This is a genomic window from Streptomyces sp. SID5643, from assembly GCF_009872555.1.
GTDB classification, from domain to species: domain Bacteria; phylum Actinomycetota; class Actinomycetes; order Streptomycetales; family Streptomycetaceae; genus Streptomyces; species Streptomyces iakyrus.
In genome coordinates, this window is the sequence record NZ_WWIC01000337.1 from 41107 (window position 1) to 57538 (window position 16432).

At 71.0% G+C, this 16432-nt stretch carries 17 protein-coding genes and 1 pseudogene; 10 read left to right on the plus strand and 8 right to left on the minus strand.

Annotated features, from left to right (window positions below; genetic code table 11):
* Positions 1 to 130: 130 nt before the first annotated feature.
* Positions 131 to 703 (minus strand): dihydrofolate reductase family protein, encoded by a 573-nt coding sequence (locus GTY56_RS35480; RefSeq protein WP_161369392.1) that lies wholly within the window; start codon positions 701 to 703, stop codon positions 131 to 133.
* A gap of 217 nt (positions 704 to 920) precedes the next feature.
* Between GTY56_RS35480 and GTY56_RS35485 the strand changes: the two genes are divergently transcribed.
* Positions 921 to 1853, plus strand: coding sequence for a bifunctional helix-turn-helix transcriptional regulator/GNAT family N-acetyltransferase (locus tag GTY56_RS35485; RefSeq protein ID WP_161369393.1), 933 nt, complete (start codon positions 921 to 923; stop codon positions 1851 to 1853).
* A 43-nt stretch (positions 1854 to 1896) separates the two neighbouring features.
* Positions 1897 to 2700 (plus strand): sugar phosphate isomerase/epimerase family protein, encoded by an 804-nt coding sequence (locus GTY56_RS35490; RefSeq protein ID WP_161369394.1) that lies wholly within the window; start codon positions 1897 to 1899, stop codon positions 2698 to 2700.
* 26 nt (positions 2701 to 2726) lie between these two features.
* On the opposite strand, the pseudogene GTY56_RS41695 reads toward GTY56_RS35490, so the two are convergent.
* From GTY56_RS41695 to GTY56_RS35500, 3 genes and pseudogenes are all read right to left on the minus strand, one after another.
* Positions 2727 to 2831 (minus strand): annotated as a pseudogene (locus GTY56_RS41695) (imine reductase family protein); the annotation flags it as partial.
* Positions 2832 to 2858: 27 nt separating this feature from the next.
* Positions 2859 to 3068, minus strand: coding sequence for a DUF397 domain-containing protein (locus GTY56_RS35495; RefSeq protein WP_524540179.1), 210 nt, complete (start codon positions 3066 to 3068; stop codon positions 2859 to 2861).
* A complete protein-coding gene (locus GTY56_RS35500; RefSeq protein ID WP_161369396.1) occupies positions 3055 to 3879 on the minus strand; it encodes a helix-turn-helix domain-containing protein in 825 nt (274 codons plus the stop codon). Before GTY56_RS35500 ends, GTY56_RS35495 begins: the two co-directional genes overlap by 14 nt.
* A 329-nt stretch (positions 3880 to 4208) precedes the next feature.
* Between GTY56_RS35500 and GTY56_RS35505 the strand changes: the two genes are divergently transcribed.
* Positions 4209 to 4517, plus strand: a complete 309-nt coding sequence (locus GTY56_RS35505) for a hypothetical protein (protein WP_161369397.1) — start codon at positions 4209 to 4211, stop codon at positions 4515 to 4517.
* A 9-nt stretch (positions 4518 to 4526) separates the two neighbouring features.
* On the opposite strand, the gene GTY56_RS35510 is transcribed toward GTY56_RS35505, so the two are convergent.
* Positions 4527 to 5120, minus strand: coding sequence for a CGNR zinc finger domain-containing protein (locus GTY56_RS35510; protein ID WP_161369398.1), 594 nt, complete (start codon positions 5118 to 5120; stop codon positions 4527 to 4529).
* 86 nt (positions 5121 to 5206) lie between these two features.
* On the opposite strand from GTY56_RS35510, the gene GTY56_RS35515 reads away from it, so the two are divergent.
* Positions 5207 to 6007 carry an MBL fold metallo-hydrolase gene (locus tag GTY56_RS35515; protein ID WP_161369399.1) on the plus strand — a complete coding sequence of 267 codons (801 nt, stop codon included), beginning with the start codon at positions 5207 to 5209 and terminating at the stop codon, positions 6005 to 6007.
* A gap of 7 nt (positions 6008 to 6014) precedes the next feature.
* Here GTY56_RS35515 and GTY56_RS35520 read toward each other — a convergent pair whose 3' ends face one another.
* Together GTY56_RS35520 and GTY56_RS35525 are read right to left on the minus strand one after the other, a co-directional pair.
* Positions 6015 to 6662, minus strand: a complete 648-nt coding sequence (locus GTY56_RS35520) for a dihydrofolate reductase family protein (protein WP_161369400.1) — start codon at positions 6660 to 6662, stop codon at positions 6015 to 6017.
* A gap of 100 nt (positions 6663 to 6762) precedes the next feature.
* Positions 6763 to 7128 carry a cupin domain-containing protein gene (locus GTY56_RS35525; protein ID WP_161369401.1) on the minus strand — a complete coding sequence of 122 codons (366 nt, stop codon included), beginning with the start codon at positions 7126 to 7128 and terminating at the stop codon, positions 6763 to 6765.
* 227 nt (positions 7129 to 7355) lie between these two features.
* On the opposite strand from GTY56_RS35525, the gene GTY56_RS35530 reads away from it, so the two are divergent.
* The 5 genes from GTY56_RS35530 (at position 7356) to rbsD (ending at position 13193) form a co-directional block, all read left to right on the plus strand.
* Positions 7356 to 8375 (plus strand): substrate-binding domain-containing protein, encoded by a 1020-nt coding sequence (locus GTY56_RS35530; RefSeq protein WP_161369402.1) that lies wholly within the window; start codon positions 7356 to 7358, stop codon positions 8373 to 8375.
* Entirely contained in the window at positions 8372 to 9892 is a 1521-nt protein-coding gene (locus GTY56_RS35535) for an ATP-binding cassette domain-containing protein (RefSeq protein WP_161369403.1), read from the plus strand. Before GTY56_RS35530 ends, GTY56_RS35535 begins: the two co-directional genes overlap by 4 nt.
* Positions 9882 to 11831, plus strand: a complete 1950-nt coding sequence (locus tag GTY56_RS35540) for a substrate-binding domain-containing protein (protein WP_161369404.1) — start codon at positions 9882 to 9884, stop codon at positions 11829 to 11831. The genes GTY56_RS35535 and GTY56_RS35540 overlap by 11 nt, the downstream gene beginning before the upstream one ends.
* 73 nt (positions 11832 to 11904) lie before the next feature.
* Complete coding sequence (locus tag GTY56_RS35545) at positions 11905 to 12807, plus strand: ribokinase (RefSeq protein WP_161369405.1); 903 nt, start codon at positions 11905 to 11907, stop codon at positions 12805 to 12807.
* Positions 12804 to 13193 carry a D-ribose pyranase gene (rbsD, locus tag GTY56_RS35550; RefSeq protein ID WP_161369406.1) on the plus strand — a complete coding sequence of 130 codons (390 nt, stop codon included), beginning with the start codon at positions 12804 to 12806 and terminating at the stop codon, positions 13191 to 13193. Before GTY56_RS35545 ends, rbsD begins: the two co-directional genes overlap by 4 nt.
* Positions 13194 to 13434: 241 nt before the next feature.
* Here rbsD and GTY56_RS35555 read toward each other — a convergent pair whose 3' ends face one another.
* A complete protein-coding gene (locus GTY56_RS35555) occupies positions 13435 to 13605 on the minus strand; it encodes a hypothetical protein (protein ID WP_161369407.1) in 171 nt (56 codons plus the stop codon).
* Between the two features lie 547 nt (positions 13606 to 14152).
* Here GTY56_RS35555 and recD2 point away from each other — a divergent pair.
* Positions 14153 to 16432, plus strand: coding sequence for an SF1B family DNA helicase RecD2 (gene recD2 / locus GTY56_RS35560; RefSeq protein ID WP_161369408.1), 2280 nt, complete (start codon positions 14153 to 14155; stop codon positions 16430 to 16432).

The window sequence follows — 16432 nt, forward strand, 5'->3', positions numbered from 1 at the left end:
AGGGAGCGGGCGGCCGGTGTACAGCGGAGCCGGCCCCCGGGTCCCGGCTGGTCGGCCCCGCCCTGTGGTGATGCCCTGTGGTGATCCCGCACCTGCGCACGGGGCGGGCCCGCGTCCCCTCTGCGGGGACTCAGCGAACGACGTCGAAGACGTTCTTCTGGATCCCGTTGGCGTAAGCCTCGTGCTCGACGAGCCGCAGCTTCTGGGTGTCCTTGTCCGTGGCGCTGAAGAGCCGCTTGCCCGCGCCGAGCAGAAGCGGAAAGACGAGCAGGTGGTAGCGGTCGATCAGCCCGGCGTCCGAGAGGGACTGGTTGAGGGTGGCGCTGCCGTGGACGATGATCGGGCCGCCCTCGGTCTCCTTCAGGTCGGCGACTTCGTCGACTGAGCGCAGGATCACCGTCTCGCCCCAGTTCGACACCAGGTTCTCCTCGGCGAGGGTGGTGGAGACGACGTACTTGGGCATCACCTTGTAGTCGGCGAACTCCTCCATGTCGGGCCACACCGGACTGAACGCCTCGTAGCTGGTGCGGCCCATCATCAGCGCGGCGGCCTCCTCCTGCTCACGGCCCTTGATCTCGTACGCCTCGGGAAGGAACTCGACGTCCTTGAAGGTCCACCCGGAGTTCCGGTAGCCGGGCTCGCCGCCCGGGGCTTCCACGACGCCGTCGAGCGAGATGAAAGCAGTGCTGATCAGGGTGCGCATCGTGGTACCTCGATATCTCGTGCAGGTTCTTCAGCGGTCCCGTCGGTGCACGCTTCCACAACTTTCGCGGCCGCGATGCCCGAACATCTCCTCTGACTGCGGCGCACGGAGAAAGTCATCGGCCGTCGCTGTCCGGGTCTCCTCGTGCCCGGTCTCCGTGCCCTAGGCTCGACCCACGGGTATCTCTGACTGAGTCAAACATCGAGGAGCCGGGACCATGACCGTCCAGGACATCCGCTCCTTCAACCGCTTCTACACGAACGTCATCGGCGCCCTCGACTACGGCCGCAGGCTCTACGCGCCCTACACCCTCACCGAGTCCCGCGTCCTCTACGAGCTGGCGCACGCACCCCGTACGGACGCCGCCGACCTGCGGGCCCAGCTGCACCTGGACGCCGGGTACCTGACCCGCATCCTGAACAGGTTCGAGGAGGACGGGCTGATCGAGCGCGGCCCGTCCGAGACGGACCCGCGCCGCCGCAGCGTCACGCTCACCGCGCCGGGCCGGGAGGCCGCCGCCCTGCTCGACGAGCGGGCACGGCAGTCGGTCGGGGAGATGCTGGGCACGGTCCGCGCCGAGGACCGGCCGCGGCTCGCGGAGGCCATGCGCACCGTCCGGACGCTCCTGGGCGAGAGCCGCCCCCCGCGCCCCGAGGACGTCGTCCTGCGCGAGCCCGCACCCGGCGACCTCGGCTGGATCGTCCAGCGCAACGCGGCGCTGTACGCCGCCGAGTACGGCTGGAACGCCGACTACGAGGGCCTGGTCGCGCGGATCGTCGCCGACTACGCCGCAGACCACGACCCGCGTCTGGAGCGGACGTGGATCGCCGAGCTGGACGGCCGGCCGGTGGGCTGCGTGATGTGCGTGCGGGACGAGGCGCCCGGCGCCGCCCGGCTGCGGCTCCTGCTCGTCGAGCCGTTCGCGCGCGGCCTCGGCATCGGCGACCGCCTGGTCGGGACGGTCGTCGGCTTCGCGCGCGAGGCCGGCTACCGCGAGGTCGTCCTGTGGACGAACGACGTCCTCGCCGCCGCCCGCCGCATCTACCGGCGCCACGGTTTCGTCCTGGTTGCCGAGAAACCGCACCACTCCTTCGGCCAGGACCTGACCGGCCAGGACTGGCGACTGGATCTTCACGCAACACCCGCCTGACGAAGGAGAGTCGCGGGCTGGGTGCCGGGTAGGGTCCGTCAACATGAAGCTGGCGTTCTCCACCCTCGGTGTCCCCGGCCTGCCCCTGCCCGACGTCCTGCGGCTCGCGACCGCCCACGGCTATCACGGCGTGGAACTGCGCGCCCACCCCGAGGAACCGGTCCACACCGGCCTCGGCCCCGCCGAACGGGCGGACGTCGCGGCCGAGTTCAAGGGAGCGGGCGTAGAGCTCCTGGGTCTGGCGGGCTACGCACAGGTCGCCGCGCCGGGCGACGACGAGCCCGTCCTGGCCGAGATCCGTGCCCTGCTCGACCTGGCCCACGACCTGGGAGCCCCGTACGTCCGGGTCTTCCCCGGCGGCGACCTCGACGTCCAAACCCCCGAGGACGCCGACGCGACGGCCGCCCGCCGCCTGGGCACGGCCGCGGAACATGCCAACGACCTGGGTGTACGCATCCTCCTCGAAACCCACGACTCGCACCGCACCGCCGCCGACGCGATGCGGATCCTCGGCCTCGTCGGCCACCGCCAGGTCGGCGCCCTCTGGGACGTGATGCACACCTGGCTCGGCGGCGAACAGCCCTCCGAGACCTACGCGGCCCTCTCCCCGCACCTCGGCTACGTCCAGGTCAAGGACATCGCCTCCGTCGAGGACACCACCCCCCTGGCCCTCGGCCAGGGCGTCCTCCCGCTGGCCGAATGCGTCGAGGTCCTCTCCCGCCACGGCTGGGACGGCTGGCTCTGCTGGGAGTACGAGAAGCGCTGGTACGAGGAGGCGGCGCCGCTGCCCGGCCTTCTGGGGCCGGGACGTGAGCACTTGAGCAGGCTGCTGAACGAGTCGGCGTAAGACGCAGCCCCGGGCCAGTGGGCGCCGGGTCTGCCGAACTCCTCGATCAGCACCGGGTACTGCTCCATCCCGTGCCCTGCGGCGATCGCACGATCGGCCATCGCCTTGATCAGTCTCGGCAGCTCGGCGTTGCCCCGCCCCGGCCTCACGCAGCCTGCCTAGCCGCGGATGTGCCCGTCCTTGACGGCCGTGACGAACACCGCCCAGCCGCTCCGCGAGAAGACCAGGGCGGGGATGTGGACGGCTTTGCTGTCCCGCACGGGGACGTCGGGGTGGGCGGGGGCGACTTCGAGGCACTCGCCCTGATCGCCGCCGCTGTAGCTGGACTTGTACCAGTCAGTGAGGGCGATGTGCTCACTGTCGATCACGCGCATGCTCCTCCGCTGCCGCCCTGACGAGGGCCAGTGACTCCTGCTGCGACAATGCGTCGCTCAGCGCCAGAGCGTAGGCGGTATGACAGGCACTCACCAGAGCGGGCTCGTCCATCAAGTTGCCTGTCTGGAAGCCCTCCACGTAGGCCACCGGGGCTGAGTCCTCGAAGGTCATGAGCGTGAGCAGGCTCTGCATGAGTGCGTGCGCCCCCACGCCGTAGGGAAGGACGTGCAGGCGCAACCGTCCCGACTCGGCCATGTTCGCCACCTTGTGCAACTGCTCTGCCATGACCCGCGGCCCGCCGACACGGCGACGGAGGACTGCTTCGTCGAGCAGCGTCCAGACGACGGGCTGTGCGGGCCCGTCGAGGATTCGGCGGCGTTGCGTTCGAATGACAACGAGCTCGTCAAGTTCCTCGGTCGTGTGGTTCGGACGGTAGGCCCCGAACAGGGCGCGTGCGTAGCCGTCGGTCTGAAGCATGCCGGGAACCAGGGAGAGTGCGAACTGCTGGATTTGAGTTGCCAGTTGCTCCAGCTCGGCCACCGCCGCGAAATGGTCGGTGTAGCGCGACTCCAGGTCCTCCAGCCAGCGCGCGAAAAACCCGTCCGTCCCGAGCGCCCGGTCGATCCGCCGCGCGTCATCCGGCTTGGGGAGGCGTCGGCCCGCCTCGAAATGGCTGATCAGCGTGGGCGAGCACACCACCTGGTCGCCCAGTTCCTCCTGGGTGAGGCGGGCGGCGGTCCGCCTCAGCCGCATCTCCTCCCCGTACTTCTGACGCGGCGTTCGAAGCATGCGGCGTTCGTCCATCGGCCAACTCCTCTTCTTGACAGTCGCGATGTCAAGCTCCACCCCCTGGCAGCGTAGCGAGCGTCGGCCTCACTCTGTGAGTGATTCACCACTGAACGCAGTCACCGCAGGTGAGAAGGCAGGCAGACGCACGTGGTAGACCTCATCGCCCCCCTCCTGGAACCGTTCCTCCGCTTCCTCTTCCCTCCCCGGGGGAGGCGACGGCGCCCGGCGGTCCCACCCCCGCGCCCGTACGCATGCCCGGCGGCCTGCTGTCGTCCCGACGAGCCTCCGCTCCGGGGAGAGGACAACCGACTGGTGCGCCCCTATCTGATGGCGGAGGCGGGCGCATGACCGGCGAACCGCGCGACCGCACGGTGGCCGGGCGGCTCCTGCCCTGGGCCGGTGACGACGGCAGACCGTGCTACCTCGTCGGCGACGGGACCGGCTACGTCTCGCGGCTCGCCGACGAGATCGAGGACGTGCAGATCGACATGGCTGACCGGCTGCTCGGGCATGCCGCCGAACTCCTCGCGGAGCGCCGCGTGACCGGCGAGGAGCTGCACTATCTGGCCCGGCGGCTCAGTGAGTCGCTGCGGGCCGTCGCAAGGGTCGCGGAGAGCAGAGGGGCGCGGCTCGCCCGCCCGCCCCGGCCCTGACCGGGAGTGTCAGCGCTGCTCGGTGCGGCGGGCGTACGCGCGGGCCGCGCGGGCGCGGTCGCCGCAGCGCGTGGAGCACCAGTGGCGACGGCCGTGGCGGAGCAGGAAGCGAGTGCAAGGCGGCGAACCGCAGGCGGTCAGGCGCTCGGCCTCGGGGGAGGTGAGCAGGTCGGCGGCGTCGGCGGCGAGGGTCGCCAGCGCGAGGTCGACGATCGCGGTGGTGGGGTGGGGGGCGGTCCGGTAGGGGCCGGTCTTGTCGTCCCACCGCAGCAGCGGGGCCGTCGGGACCCTGGTCATCGCGTCGTTGATGGCCGTCACCGCCGCGGGCAGGGCGGGTACGCCGTCGGCGCGGGCGGCGAACAGCGACCTGATCTGTTCGCGCAGCGACCGCAGTTGGGCCGCGCACATCTCCCGCATGCCGGCGTCGACGGGAGCGAGACCGCGCCGGGTCAGCCAGTGGTTGGTCTGGGCGGGGGTGCCCAGGAGGTCGAGCGTGTGCCCGCCGGGCAGGGCGATCGCGGTGTTGGCGAGGGCGAGGGAGGGGTGCTCCTCCTCGCCCTGCGCGGGCGGCGGGGCGGGTTGCGCAGTCACGGGCTCCTCCATGCTTCTCATGGTACGGCTTGCCTCTATCCGTGAGAAGCGGCTACGGTCGTCTCACGGTTCGATCGCGTCTATCCGTGAGGTGCTGTATGTCTTCTGTTCCTGTGGCGGCCGACTTCCCCGTCCGCGTCCTCGGCGGCCCCACCGCCTTCTTCGAGTACGGCGGCCTGCGCTTCCTGACCGACCCGACCTTCGACGCCCCCGGCGACTACGGCCGGCCCGGGGGTCCGCTCCTGACCAAGACCGCCCCCGCCGCCGGCAGCCCGGCCGACCTCGGCGGCATCGACGTGGTCCTGCTCTCCCACGACGAACACTCCGACAACCTCGACATCTCCGGCCGGGCCCTGCTCGACCGCATACCCCTCACCCTCACCACGCCCGGCGGCGGCGAGCGCCTCCGCGGAAGCCTGGGGGACAAGGCCAAGGGCCTTGCCGACTGGGAGTCCGTCGAAGTGGACCGGCCCGGCGGCGGCACGGTCACCGTGACCGGGGTCCCGGCCGTGCACGGCCCCGGCCCCCGCGAGCAGGTCGAGCCGTTCACCGGCCAGGTCGTCGGGTTCGTCCTGACCGGTGAGGGCCTGCCCACCGTCTACGTCAGCGGCGACAACGCCTCACTCGACGCGGTCCGTGAGGTCGCCGGCCGCTTCGCCCCCGTCGACACCGCCGTGCTCTTCGCCGGCGCGCCCCGCTTCCCCGTCCTCTTCGACAACCAGGTCCTCGTCCTGGACAGCGCCATGGCCGCCGAGGCCGCCCGGATCCTCGGTGCCCGCCGCGTCGTCCCCGTCCACTACGACAGCTGGGCCCACTTCACCGAGGGAGGCGACGCGCTGGAAGCCGCCTTCACCGCCGCAGGGCTCGCCGACCGGCTGGACTGGGGCAAGGGCGCCTGATCTGTCGTCACTTGCGCCAGAACAGGTGGTGGATCACCCCGCTCGGGCTCGGCACGACATCGCGGTGGAAGCGGTCGAGCAGCTCCTCCGGCGACTCCCACAGCCGTGAGCCGGACCCGAGCACCACGCCGGGCGAGACCGCCACGTGCAGCGTGTCCACCAGGTCGGCGTCCAGGAACTCCCGGACGGTCGCCGCCCCGCCGCCGAGCCGGACGTCCTTGCCCCCGGCCGCCTTGCGCGCCTGGGCGAGGACCTCGGCCGGGTCCCCGCCGACGAAGTGGAACGTGGTGTCGGAGAGGGTGAACGAGGGGCGCTCGTGATGGGTCATGACGAACACCGGCGTGTGGAACGGCGGCTCGTCACCCCACCAGCCCTGCCAGTCGTGGTTCTCCCAAGGGCCGCGCTGCGGGCTGAACTTGTTGCGGCCCATGATCTCGGCGCCGATGTTGTGGTGGAAGTCGCGCACCAGGTAGTCGTCGAGGCCCCGGCTCCCGCCCGGGTCCGTGCGGTTCGGCCAGCTCGCGGTCGCGCCGGCCCAGGCGAACATCGTCCCCGGGTCGGCGTGGCCGAACGGCCGCTCCAGGCTCTGGCCCTCACCGGCACCGAATCCGTCACTCGAGACGTTGAAGTTCTGTACGCGCAGCAGCTGGGTCACGGCGCTCCTCCTGTGATCAATGCAAGAGATCGATGCAAGAGAGACCGCCCGGACCGGCGAAACTCATCGGCGCGGGCCCGGCGCATCAAGGGCTCCGGCTTCACCCGGCCTGTGCCACCACGTGGTCGATCACCTGCTGGAAGTCCTCACTCGGGGAGAACTCCACCAACTCGCTGTCCTCCAGCGCCACCGGCACGTGGCCGGGGCCCCAGTAGTAGGCCTGCCCCGCCTCGTACTCCTCCTCGCCCGTGGCCGTGCGCATCCTGATCCGGCCCTTGAGCAGGTAGCCCCAGTGCGGGCACTGGCAGGCGTCGTCGGGCAGGCCCTTGAGGGCCGGGCCCATGTCCGTGCCCCGGGGGAGGGTGATGTAGCCCACCGACAGGCCGCCGCCGATCGGCATCATGCGCAGTACCACGCCGTCGCCTTCGAGGGCGACAGGTACGTCGTTCCGGGTCGCCGCCGTCATGGTTCCTCCGCTCCGGCCCGACAGGGCCTCGAACGCCCCACAGGAAACCCCCGTACCTCCAGCCTGGCCCGCCGGGCCGCGCCCCGCGACATCACGATCCGGTCAAGAGGTACCGCCGGGGGCTTGCCCCGATCGCGTGTAATCGATTCCATGCTCCCGTCGATGTAATCGATTCCACGAGCACGCGCCCGTGCTCCCCGACTGATCCACGAGGAGGTGGAGCGGCGGTGGCCAGCATCAAGGACGTCGCTGCCGAGGCCGGCGTCTCCGTCGCCACGGTCTCGCGCGTCCTGAACGACCACCCGTCGGTCAGCGCCGACGCACGCACCCGCGTGCTGGCCGCCGTCGAGACCCTGGGCTACCGCCCGAACGCCGTCGCCCGCTCCCTGCGCACCGACCAGACCCACACCCTCGGCCTGGTCATCAGCGACGTGATGAACCCCTACTTCACCGAGCTGGCCCGCTCCGTCGAGGAGGAGGCCCGCGCCCTCGGCTACAGCGTCATCATCGGCAACGCCGACGAGCGGCCGGACCTCCAGGACCACCACGTCCGCACCCTGCTGGACCGGCGGATCGACGGGCTGCTCGTCTCCCCGACGGACGGCGGCTCGCCGCTGATGCTGGACGCCGCGCGGGCCGGGACGCCCATGGTCTTCGTGGACCGGTGGATCCCGGGCGTGGACGTGCCGGTGGTGCGGGCGGACGGGCGGAGTGCCGTACGGGACCTCGTGGCGCATCTGCACGGGCTCGGGCACCGCAGGCTCGCCATCATCGCGGGCCCGGCGGCGACCACGACCGGCCGCGAGCGCGTGGAGGCCTTCCGTGAGGCGCTCGGCGCGTACGGGCTCGAACTGCCCGACGCCTACATAGGGCAGGGCGACTTCCAGGCCGAGAGCGGCCGGCTGGTCACCGAGGGTTTCCTCGACCTGGCCGAACCGCCCGAGGTCGTCTTCGCCGCCGACAACCTGATGGCGCTCGGCGCCCTGGACGCCGTACGCGCGCGAGGCCTGCGCGTACCGGACGACCTCGCGCTGGCCGCGTTCGACGACGTCCGGTGGTTCGTGCACACCGATCCGCCGGTCACCGCGATCGCCCAGCCCACGGGCGAGCTGGGCCGGGCCGCCGTACGGGCCCTGGTCGACCGCATCGAGGGACGGCCCGGCGAGTCCGTGACCCTCCCCGCCCGGCTCGTCGTACGCCGCTCGTGCGGCGAGAACCCCACCCCAGTGCAAAGGAGCACGACGTGAGCAACGCGGACGAGTTGCTGCGCATCGAGGGCATACGGAAGACCTTCCCGGGCGTGGTCGCGCTGGACGGCGTCGACTTCGACCTGCGCCGGGGCGAGGTGCACGTGCTGCTCGGTGAGAACGGCGCCGGCAAGAGCACGCTGATCAAGATGCTCTCCGGCGCCTACACCCCGGACGCCGGGCGGATCCTGGTCGGCGGCGAGGAGACGCGCATCCAGGGTGCGCAGGACTCCGAGCGGCTCGGGATCGCCACGATCTACCAGGAGTTCAACCTGGTACCGGATCTGACGGTCGCCGAGAACATCTTCCTCGGACGCCAGCCGCGCCGCTTCGGGATGATCGACCGGGGGCGGATGGAGGCCGACGCCGAGGTCCTGCTCCAGCGGGTCGGCGTGAGCGTGTCCCCCCGCGCCCGGGTCCGAGAACTAGGCATCGCCCGCCTGCAGATGGTCGAGATCGCCAAGGCGCTCAGTCTCGACGCCCGCGTGCTGATCATGGACGAGCCGACCGCCGTGCTCACCTCCGAGGAGGTCGACAAGCTCTTCGCGATCGTGCGCACACTGCGCGAGGACGGCGTCGGCATCGTCTTCATCACCCACCACCTGGAGGAGATCGCCGCACTCGGCGACCGGGTGACCGTCATCCGCGACGGGAAGAGCGTCGGGCAGGTCCCCGCCTCCACCCCCGAGGACGAGCTCGTCCGGCTCATGGTCGGACGCTCCATCGAGCAGCAGTACCCGCGTGAACGCCCCGACCGGGGCGCCGCGTTGCTCACCGTCGAGGGACTCACCCGGGACGGCGTCTTCCACGACGTCGGCTTCGAGGTGCACGCCGGTGAGGTCGTCGGCATCGCCGGACTGGTCGGCGCGGGCCGTACCGAGGTCGTCCGCGCGGTGTTCGGGGCCGACTCGTACGACAAGGGCACCGTGAAGGTGTCCGGCGCCCCGATCGCGAAGTACGACGTCAACGCGGCGATGACCGCCGGGATCGGCCTCGTCCCCGAGGACCGCAAGGGCCAGGGCCTGGTGCTGGACGCCTCGGTCGAGGAGAACCTCGGCCTGGTGACGATGCGGTCGGCCTCCCGCGCGGGCCTCGTCGACCTCAAGGGCCGGCGCGAGTCCGCCGAACGCATCGCTCAGCAGCTCGGCGTGCGGATGGCCGGCCTCGGCCAGCACGTGCGCACCCTGTCCGGAGGCAACCAGCAGAAGGTCGTCATCGGCAAGTGGCTGCTGGCCGACACCAAGGTGCTGATCCTCGACGAGCCGACGCGCGGCATCGACGTCGGCGCCAAGGTCGAGATCTACCAGCTCGTCAACGAACTCACCGCCGCCGGCGCGGCGGTCCTGATGATCTCCAGCGACCTTCCCGAGGTGCTCGGCATGAGCGACCGGGTGCTGGTGATGGCACAGGGCCGGATCGCCGGTGAACTCTCCGCCGACGAGGCGACCCAGGACGCCGTCATGGCACTCGCAGTAAGCAACCCCGGCACGGACAAGGAGGCCTCCCGTGGCCACTGACACGCTCAAGAGCACGACGGGCGCGGGTGGCGCCTCGGGAGGGCTGCGCCGCCTCCTGCTCGACAACGGCGCGCTCACCGCGCTCATCGTCCTGGTCATCGCGATGTCGGCGCTGTCCGGCGACTTCCTGACGACGGACAACCTCCTCAACGTCGGTGTGCAGGCGGCCGTGACGGCCATCCTCGCCTTCGGTGTGACCTTCGTGATCGTCTCCGCGGGCATCGACCTGTCGGTCGGCTCGGTCGCCGCGCTGTCCGCCACCGTCCTCGCCTGGAGCGCCACCTCCGCGGGCGTCCCGGTCTTCCTCGCCGTCCTGCTCGCCATAGCGACCGGCATCGTCTGCGGCCTGGTCAACGGCATCCTGATCTCCTATGGCAAGCTGCCGCCGTTCATCGCCACACTGGCCATGCTGTCCGTGGCCCGCGGCCTGTCCCTCGTCATCTCCGAGGGCTCCCCGATCGCCTTCCCCGACTCGGTCTCCCACCTGGGTGACACTCTCGGCGGCTGGCTGCCGGTGCCGGTCCTGGTGATGGCCGTCATGGGCCTGATCGCGGCCTTCGTGCTCGGCCGGACCTACATCGGCCGCTCCATGTACGCGATCGGCGGCAACGAGGAGGCCGCGCGGCTGTCCGGCCTGCGCGTGAAGAAGCAGAAGCTCGCCATCTACGCCTTCTCGGGCGTCTTCGCCGCCGTCGCCGGTGTCGTGCTCGCCGCCCGCCTCTCCTCCGCGCAGCCCCAGGCCGCCGACGGCTACGAGCTGGACGCGATCGCCGCGGTCGTCATCGGCGGTGCCTCCCTCGCGGGCGGCACCGGCAAGGCGTCCGGCACGCTCATCGGCGCGCTGATCCTGGCCGTGCTGCGCAACGGGCTCAACCTGCTGAACGTGTCCGCGTTCTGGCAGCAGGTCGTCATCGGTGTCGTCATCGCGCTCGCGGTGCTGTTCGACACGCTGCGCCGCAAGGCGGGGGCGACCCCGGTGGCAGGTGCCTCCGGAGGAGGCAAGGGCAAGCAGGCGGCGACCTACGGGCTCGCGGCCGTGGTGACCGTCGCGATCGTCGGCGCCACGTCCTTCCTGCACAACGGCTCCTCCGCGGCGAGCAGCCCCAAGATGGGCCTGTCGCTGTCGACCCTCAACAACCCCTTCTTCGTGCAGATCCGGGCGGGTGCCGAGGCCGAGGCGGAGAAGCGGGGCGTGGACCTGACCGTCACGGACGCCCAGAACGACGCCTCCCAGCAGGCCAACCAGTTGCAGAACTTCACCAGTTCCGGCCTTGGCGCGATCATCGTCAACCCGGTGGACTCGGACGCCGCGAGCAACTCCGTCAAGGCCGCCGACCAGGCGAAGATCCCGGTCATCGCGGTGGACCGGGGCGTCAACAAGGCATCCGTGGACGCCCTGGTCGCCTCCGACAACGTGGCCGGCGGTGAACTCGCCGCGAAGACCATCGCCGACAAGCTGGGCGGCAAGGGCAAGATCGTGATCCTCCAGGGCCAGGCCGGCACGTCCGCGGCCCGGGAGCGCGCGCAGGGCTTCGCCGACGGTCTCAAGGCCTTCCCGGGCATCCAGGTCGTCGCCCAGCAGCCCGCGGACTTCGACCGCACCAAGGGCCTCGACGTCATGTCGAACCTGCTCCAGGCCCACCCGGACGTCCAGGGCGTCATCGCCGCCAACGACGAGATGGCGCTCGGCGCGATCAAGGCCCTGGGTTCCAAGGCCGGCAAGTCGGTCTCGGTCGTCGGCTTCGACGGCACGCCGGACGGACTGAAGGCGGTCGAGGGCGGCACCCTGTACGCGTCGGTGGCGCAGCAGCCGTCCCAGCTCGGGAAGATCGCCGTGGACAACGCCCTGCGGGCCCTGAAGGGCGAGAAGGTCGAGGAGACGGTGAAGGTGCCGGTGAAGGTGGTCACCAAGGAGAACGTGGCCGGCTTCAGCGGCTGACATCGGGGAACGGCCGGGCGGTCACCACAGCCGGTGGACCGCCCGGCCATGTCACTCACGTGGGGAGCAACTCATGTACGACTACGACCTCCTGGTCGTGGGGTCGGCCAACGCCGACCTGGTGATCGGAGTGGAGCGCCGGCCCGGTGCCGGCGAGACCGTGCTCGGCTCCGACCTTGCCGTCCACCCGGGCGGCAAGGGCGCGAACCAGGCGGTGGCCGCCGCCCGGCTCGGTGCCCGCACGGCGCTGCTGGCCCGGGTCGGCGACGACGCGCACGGCCGGCTGCTGCTGGACTCGCAGCGGGAGGCCGGTGTCGACACGGTGGGTGTCCTGGTGGGCGGCGCGCCGACCGGCGTCGCGCTGATCACGGTCGACCCGTCCGGGGACAACAGCATCGTCGTCTCACCCGGCGCGAACGGCCGCCTCACCCCGGAGGACGTCAGCGCCGCCGGCTGCCTCTTCCAGGGTTCCCGGGTGGTGTCGGCGCAGCTGGAGATCCCGCTGGAGACGGTGGTGGAGGCCGTACGGAGCCTGGCGCCGGAGAGCCGTTTCGTGCTGAACCCCTCGCCGCCGCGTCCCCTTCCGCAGGAGGTGCTGGCGGCCTGCGACCCGCTGATCGTCAACGAGCACGAGGCGAAGGTGATCCTGGGTGACTCCGCCGTCGGTGACACCCCCGAGGACTGGGCACGGATCCTCCTCGCCAAGGGCCCGAGGTCGGTGGTGGTGACGCTGGGCGATCAGGGCGCGCTGGTGGCTACGGCCGAGGGTGTCTCGCGCGTTCCGGCCGTCAAGGTGGACGCGGTGGACACGACGGGCGCGGGCGACTCCTTCACCGCCGCGCTGGCCTGGCGGCTGGGGGCGGGCGAGTCCCTGGCCCAGGCGGCGGCGTACGCGGTGCGGGTGGGGGCCGCGACCGTGACGAAGGAGGGCGCGCAGGCGTCCTTCCCGACGGCGGCGGAGGTCGCCGGCTCATGAAGAAGGCCGGGATACTGAACCGCCACCTCGCCGGTGCGCTGGCCGAACTCGGTCACGGCGACGGGGTGCTGGTGTGCGACGCGGGCATGCCCATCCCCGACGGCCCCCGGGTCGTGGACCTGGCCTTCCGGGCCGGGGTTCCGGCGTTCGCCGAGGTGCTGGAGGGCCTGCTGGCCGAGCTGGTGGTCGAGGGGGCGACGGCGGCGCAGGAGCTGCGGGATGCCAACCCGGAGGCGTCGGCGCTGCTGGAAGGGCACTTTCCCGGGCTGCGCCTGGTGTCGCACGAGCGGCTCAAGGAGCTGTCGGCGGGGGCCCGCCTGATCGTGCGCACGGGCGAGGCACGGCCGTACGCGAACGTCCTGCTGAGGTGCGGCGTCTTCTTCTGACGCCCGCGCGAGGCGTCCGAACGGTTTCGAGGGGGCCCGGTCCGTCGACCGGGCCCCCTCGGCTTTTCCCCTCCCGTCAGGAACCCCCGCAATCCCCCCGGATCCCCCTCCAGAAGTCCTGACGCCTAGTACGACAGCCCTGGGGCCGGAAGGGTTGCACGGGACGTAAGAAATTCTTGCCGGATTCTTGAGGAGCCCCCGCGGGGCCGGCGCGGGGAGGGTCACCGCGAGGCCCTCGCCCTCACCGCCGCAGGCTGTAGCTCACCATCGACGCCCCCACCACCGACCCGAACGCCGGCAGCAGGAACTGTGCGAAGGCCTCCCAGCCCCAGACGATGCCCGCGCACGCCGCCGTGATGTTGATGGCCAGGGACATGATCCACAGGGCGACGCTCTGGGACTGGGGTGACATCGTTCCTCGTCGTCTCAGCGGGATATCGGGGCGGGGGAGAAGGAAAAGGAAAAGGGTGGCCCGTACCGGAATCAGCCCGGCCCCGGGCTGGGGAGCGGGCGGAATTCCGGCGCGGGTTCCCGGTGCAGCGGGGGAGTACCGGGAGTGTTCCCGTTCGGGGCGGAAGGTCCCGGAGCCACGACGGTGTGATCCCCGGAGATCGCGGGGGCCACCACGAGCAGTGGCAACGTGCTGACGGCGCACAGGGCCACGAGAAGCGTGCCCGCGGTGCACACGCGCAGAGGGGTGCTCGGGCCAGGGGAACGCATCGGCATCACGGTCGCTCCGGAATCGAATCCGCCCCCCTGTTGACGAACCCCTGAATTCTTCCACGGGAAAGGATCACAAAAGGGGCGGCTCGGATGCTTGAACTGTAAAGCTTCACGCCCTTGTGTGAATGGGCCGTGAAAAGCGAAGCCCCGGCCGCATACTGATCGGTCGCTTTATGCGAGTACCGCCTGCCGTTCCGCCCCGCCGCACTGTCGTACCCGGGCGGTACCGTCGGATCATGACCGATCAGGCGGGGGCCGCCCAGGCGGGCGAACGGCGCATGGCCACGCTGGAAGGCGTACTCGAACGCATCACGTACGCCAACGAGGAGAACGGCTACACGGTCGCCCGGGTCGACACCGGCAGAGGCGCCGGCGACCTGCTCACGGTCGTCGGCGCGCTGCTCGGCGCGCAGGTGGGCGAATCCCTGCGCATGGAGGGCCGCTGGGGTTCCCACCCGCAGTACGGAAAGCAGTTCCACGTCGAGAACTACACGACGGTCCTGCCGGCCACCGTCCAGGGCATCCGCCGTTACCTCGGCTCCGGCCTGGTCAAGGGCATCGGTCCCGTCTTCGCCGACCGGATCACGCAGCACTTCGGCATGGACACCCTCCAGATCATCGAGGAGGAGCCCAAGCGCCTCATCGAGGTCCCCGGCCTGGGCCCCAAGCGCACGAAGAAGATCGCCGACGCCTGGGAGGAGCAGAAGGCCATCAAGGAGGTCATGCTCTTCCTCCAGACGGTCGAGGTCTCCACCTCCATCGCCGTGCGCATCTACAAGAAGTACGGCGACGCCTCCATCTCGGTCGTGAAGAACCAGCCGTACCGGCTCGCGTCCGACGTCTGGGGCATCGGCTTCCTCACCGCCGACCGGATCGCCCAGTCCGTCGGCATCCCGCACGACAGCCCGGAGCGCGTCAAGGCCGGCCTTCAGTACGCGCTGTCCCAGTCCACCGACCAGGGCCACTGCTTCCTCCCCGAGGAGCAGCTGATCAAGGACGCGGTGAAGCTGCTCCAGGTCGACACGGGCCTGGTCATCGAGTGCCTGGCGGAGCTGGCCGAGCCCCCACAGGACGGCGAGGACCCCGGCGTCGTACGGGAGAAGGTGCCGGGCCCCGACGGCGGGGAGCCGGTCACCGCGATCTACCTCGTCCCCTTCCATCGCGCCGAACTCTCCCTCTCGGCCCAGTTGCTGCGCCTCCTGCGTACCGGCGAGGACCGCATGCCGGGCTTCCGGACCGTCGCCTGGGACAAGGCGCTGAGCTGGCTGAAGGGGCGCACGGGCACCGATCTCGCGCCCGAGCAGGAGGCCGCCGTCAAGCTGGCACTGACCGAGAAGGTCGCCGTCCTCACCGGCGGCCCCGGCTGCGGCAAGTCCTTCACGGTCCGCTCGATCGTGGAGCTGGCCCGTGCCAGGAAGGCGAAGGTCGTGCTCGCCGCCCCCACGGGCCGGGCCGCCAAGCGCCTGTCCGAGCTGACCGGCGCCGAGGCCTCCACCGTCCACCGCCTGCTGGAGCTCAAACCCGGCGGCGACGCGGCCTACGACCGGGACCGCCCGCTGGACGCCGACCTGGTGGTGGTCGACGAGGCGTCCATGCTGGACCTGCTGCTCGCCAACAAGCTGGTGAAGGCCGTCCCGCCGGGGGCGCACCTGCTCTTCGTGGGGGACGTGGACCAGCTGCCCAGCGTCGGCGCGGGGGAGGTGCTCCGCGACCTCCTGGCCGACGGCGGCCCCATCCCCGCGGTGCGCCTCACCCGGGTCTTCCGGCAGGCCCAGCAGTCCGGCGTGGTGACGAACGCGCACCGGATCAACGCGGGCCAACACCCGGTCACCGACGGCATGAAGGACTTCTTCCTCTTCGTCGAGGACGACACCGAGGCCGCCGGCCGACTCACCGTCGACGTGGCCGCCCGCCGCATTCCGGCCAAGTTCGGGCTGGACCCCCGCCGTGACGTCCAGGTCCTCGCTCCCATGCACCGCGGCCCGGCCGGCGCGGGCACCCTCAACGGCCTGCTGCAACAGGCCGTCACCCCGGGCCGCCCCGACCTGCCCGAGAAGAGATTCGGCGGACGGGTGTTCCGCGTCGGCGACAAGGTCACCCAGATTCGCAACAATTACGAGAAGGGCAAGAACGGTGTCTTCAACGGCACCGTCGGCGTGGTCACCTCGCTCGACCCGGTCGACCAGCGCCTGACGGTGCTCACGGACGAGGACGAGGAGGTGCCGTACGAGTTCGACGAGCTCGACGAGTTGGCCCACGCGTACGCCGTGACGATCCACCGGTCCCAGGGCAGCGAGTACCCGGCGGTCGTCATCCCGGTCACCACGGGCGCCTGGATGATGCTCCAGCGGAACCTGCTCTACACGGCGGTCACCCGGGCGAAGCAGCTGGTCGTCCTCGTCGGTTCGCGCAAGGCGATCGGCCAGGCGGTGCGCACGATTTCGGCGGGCCGGAGGTGCACGGCACTCGACTTCCGGCTCGGTTCCACAAAAAATGATCGATCAAATGAGTCGTGA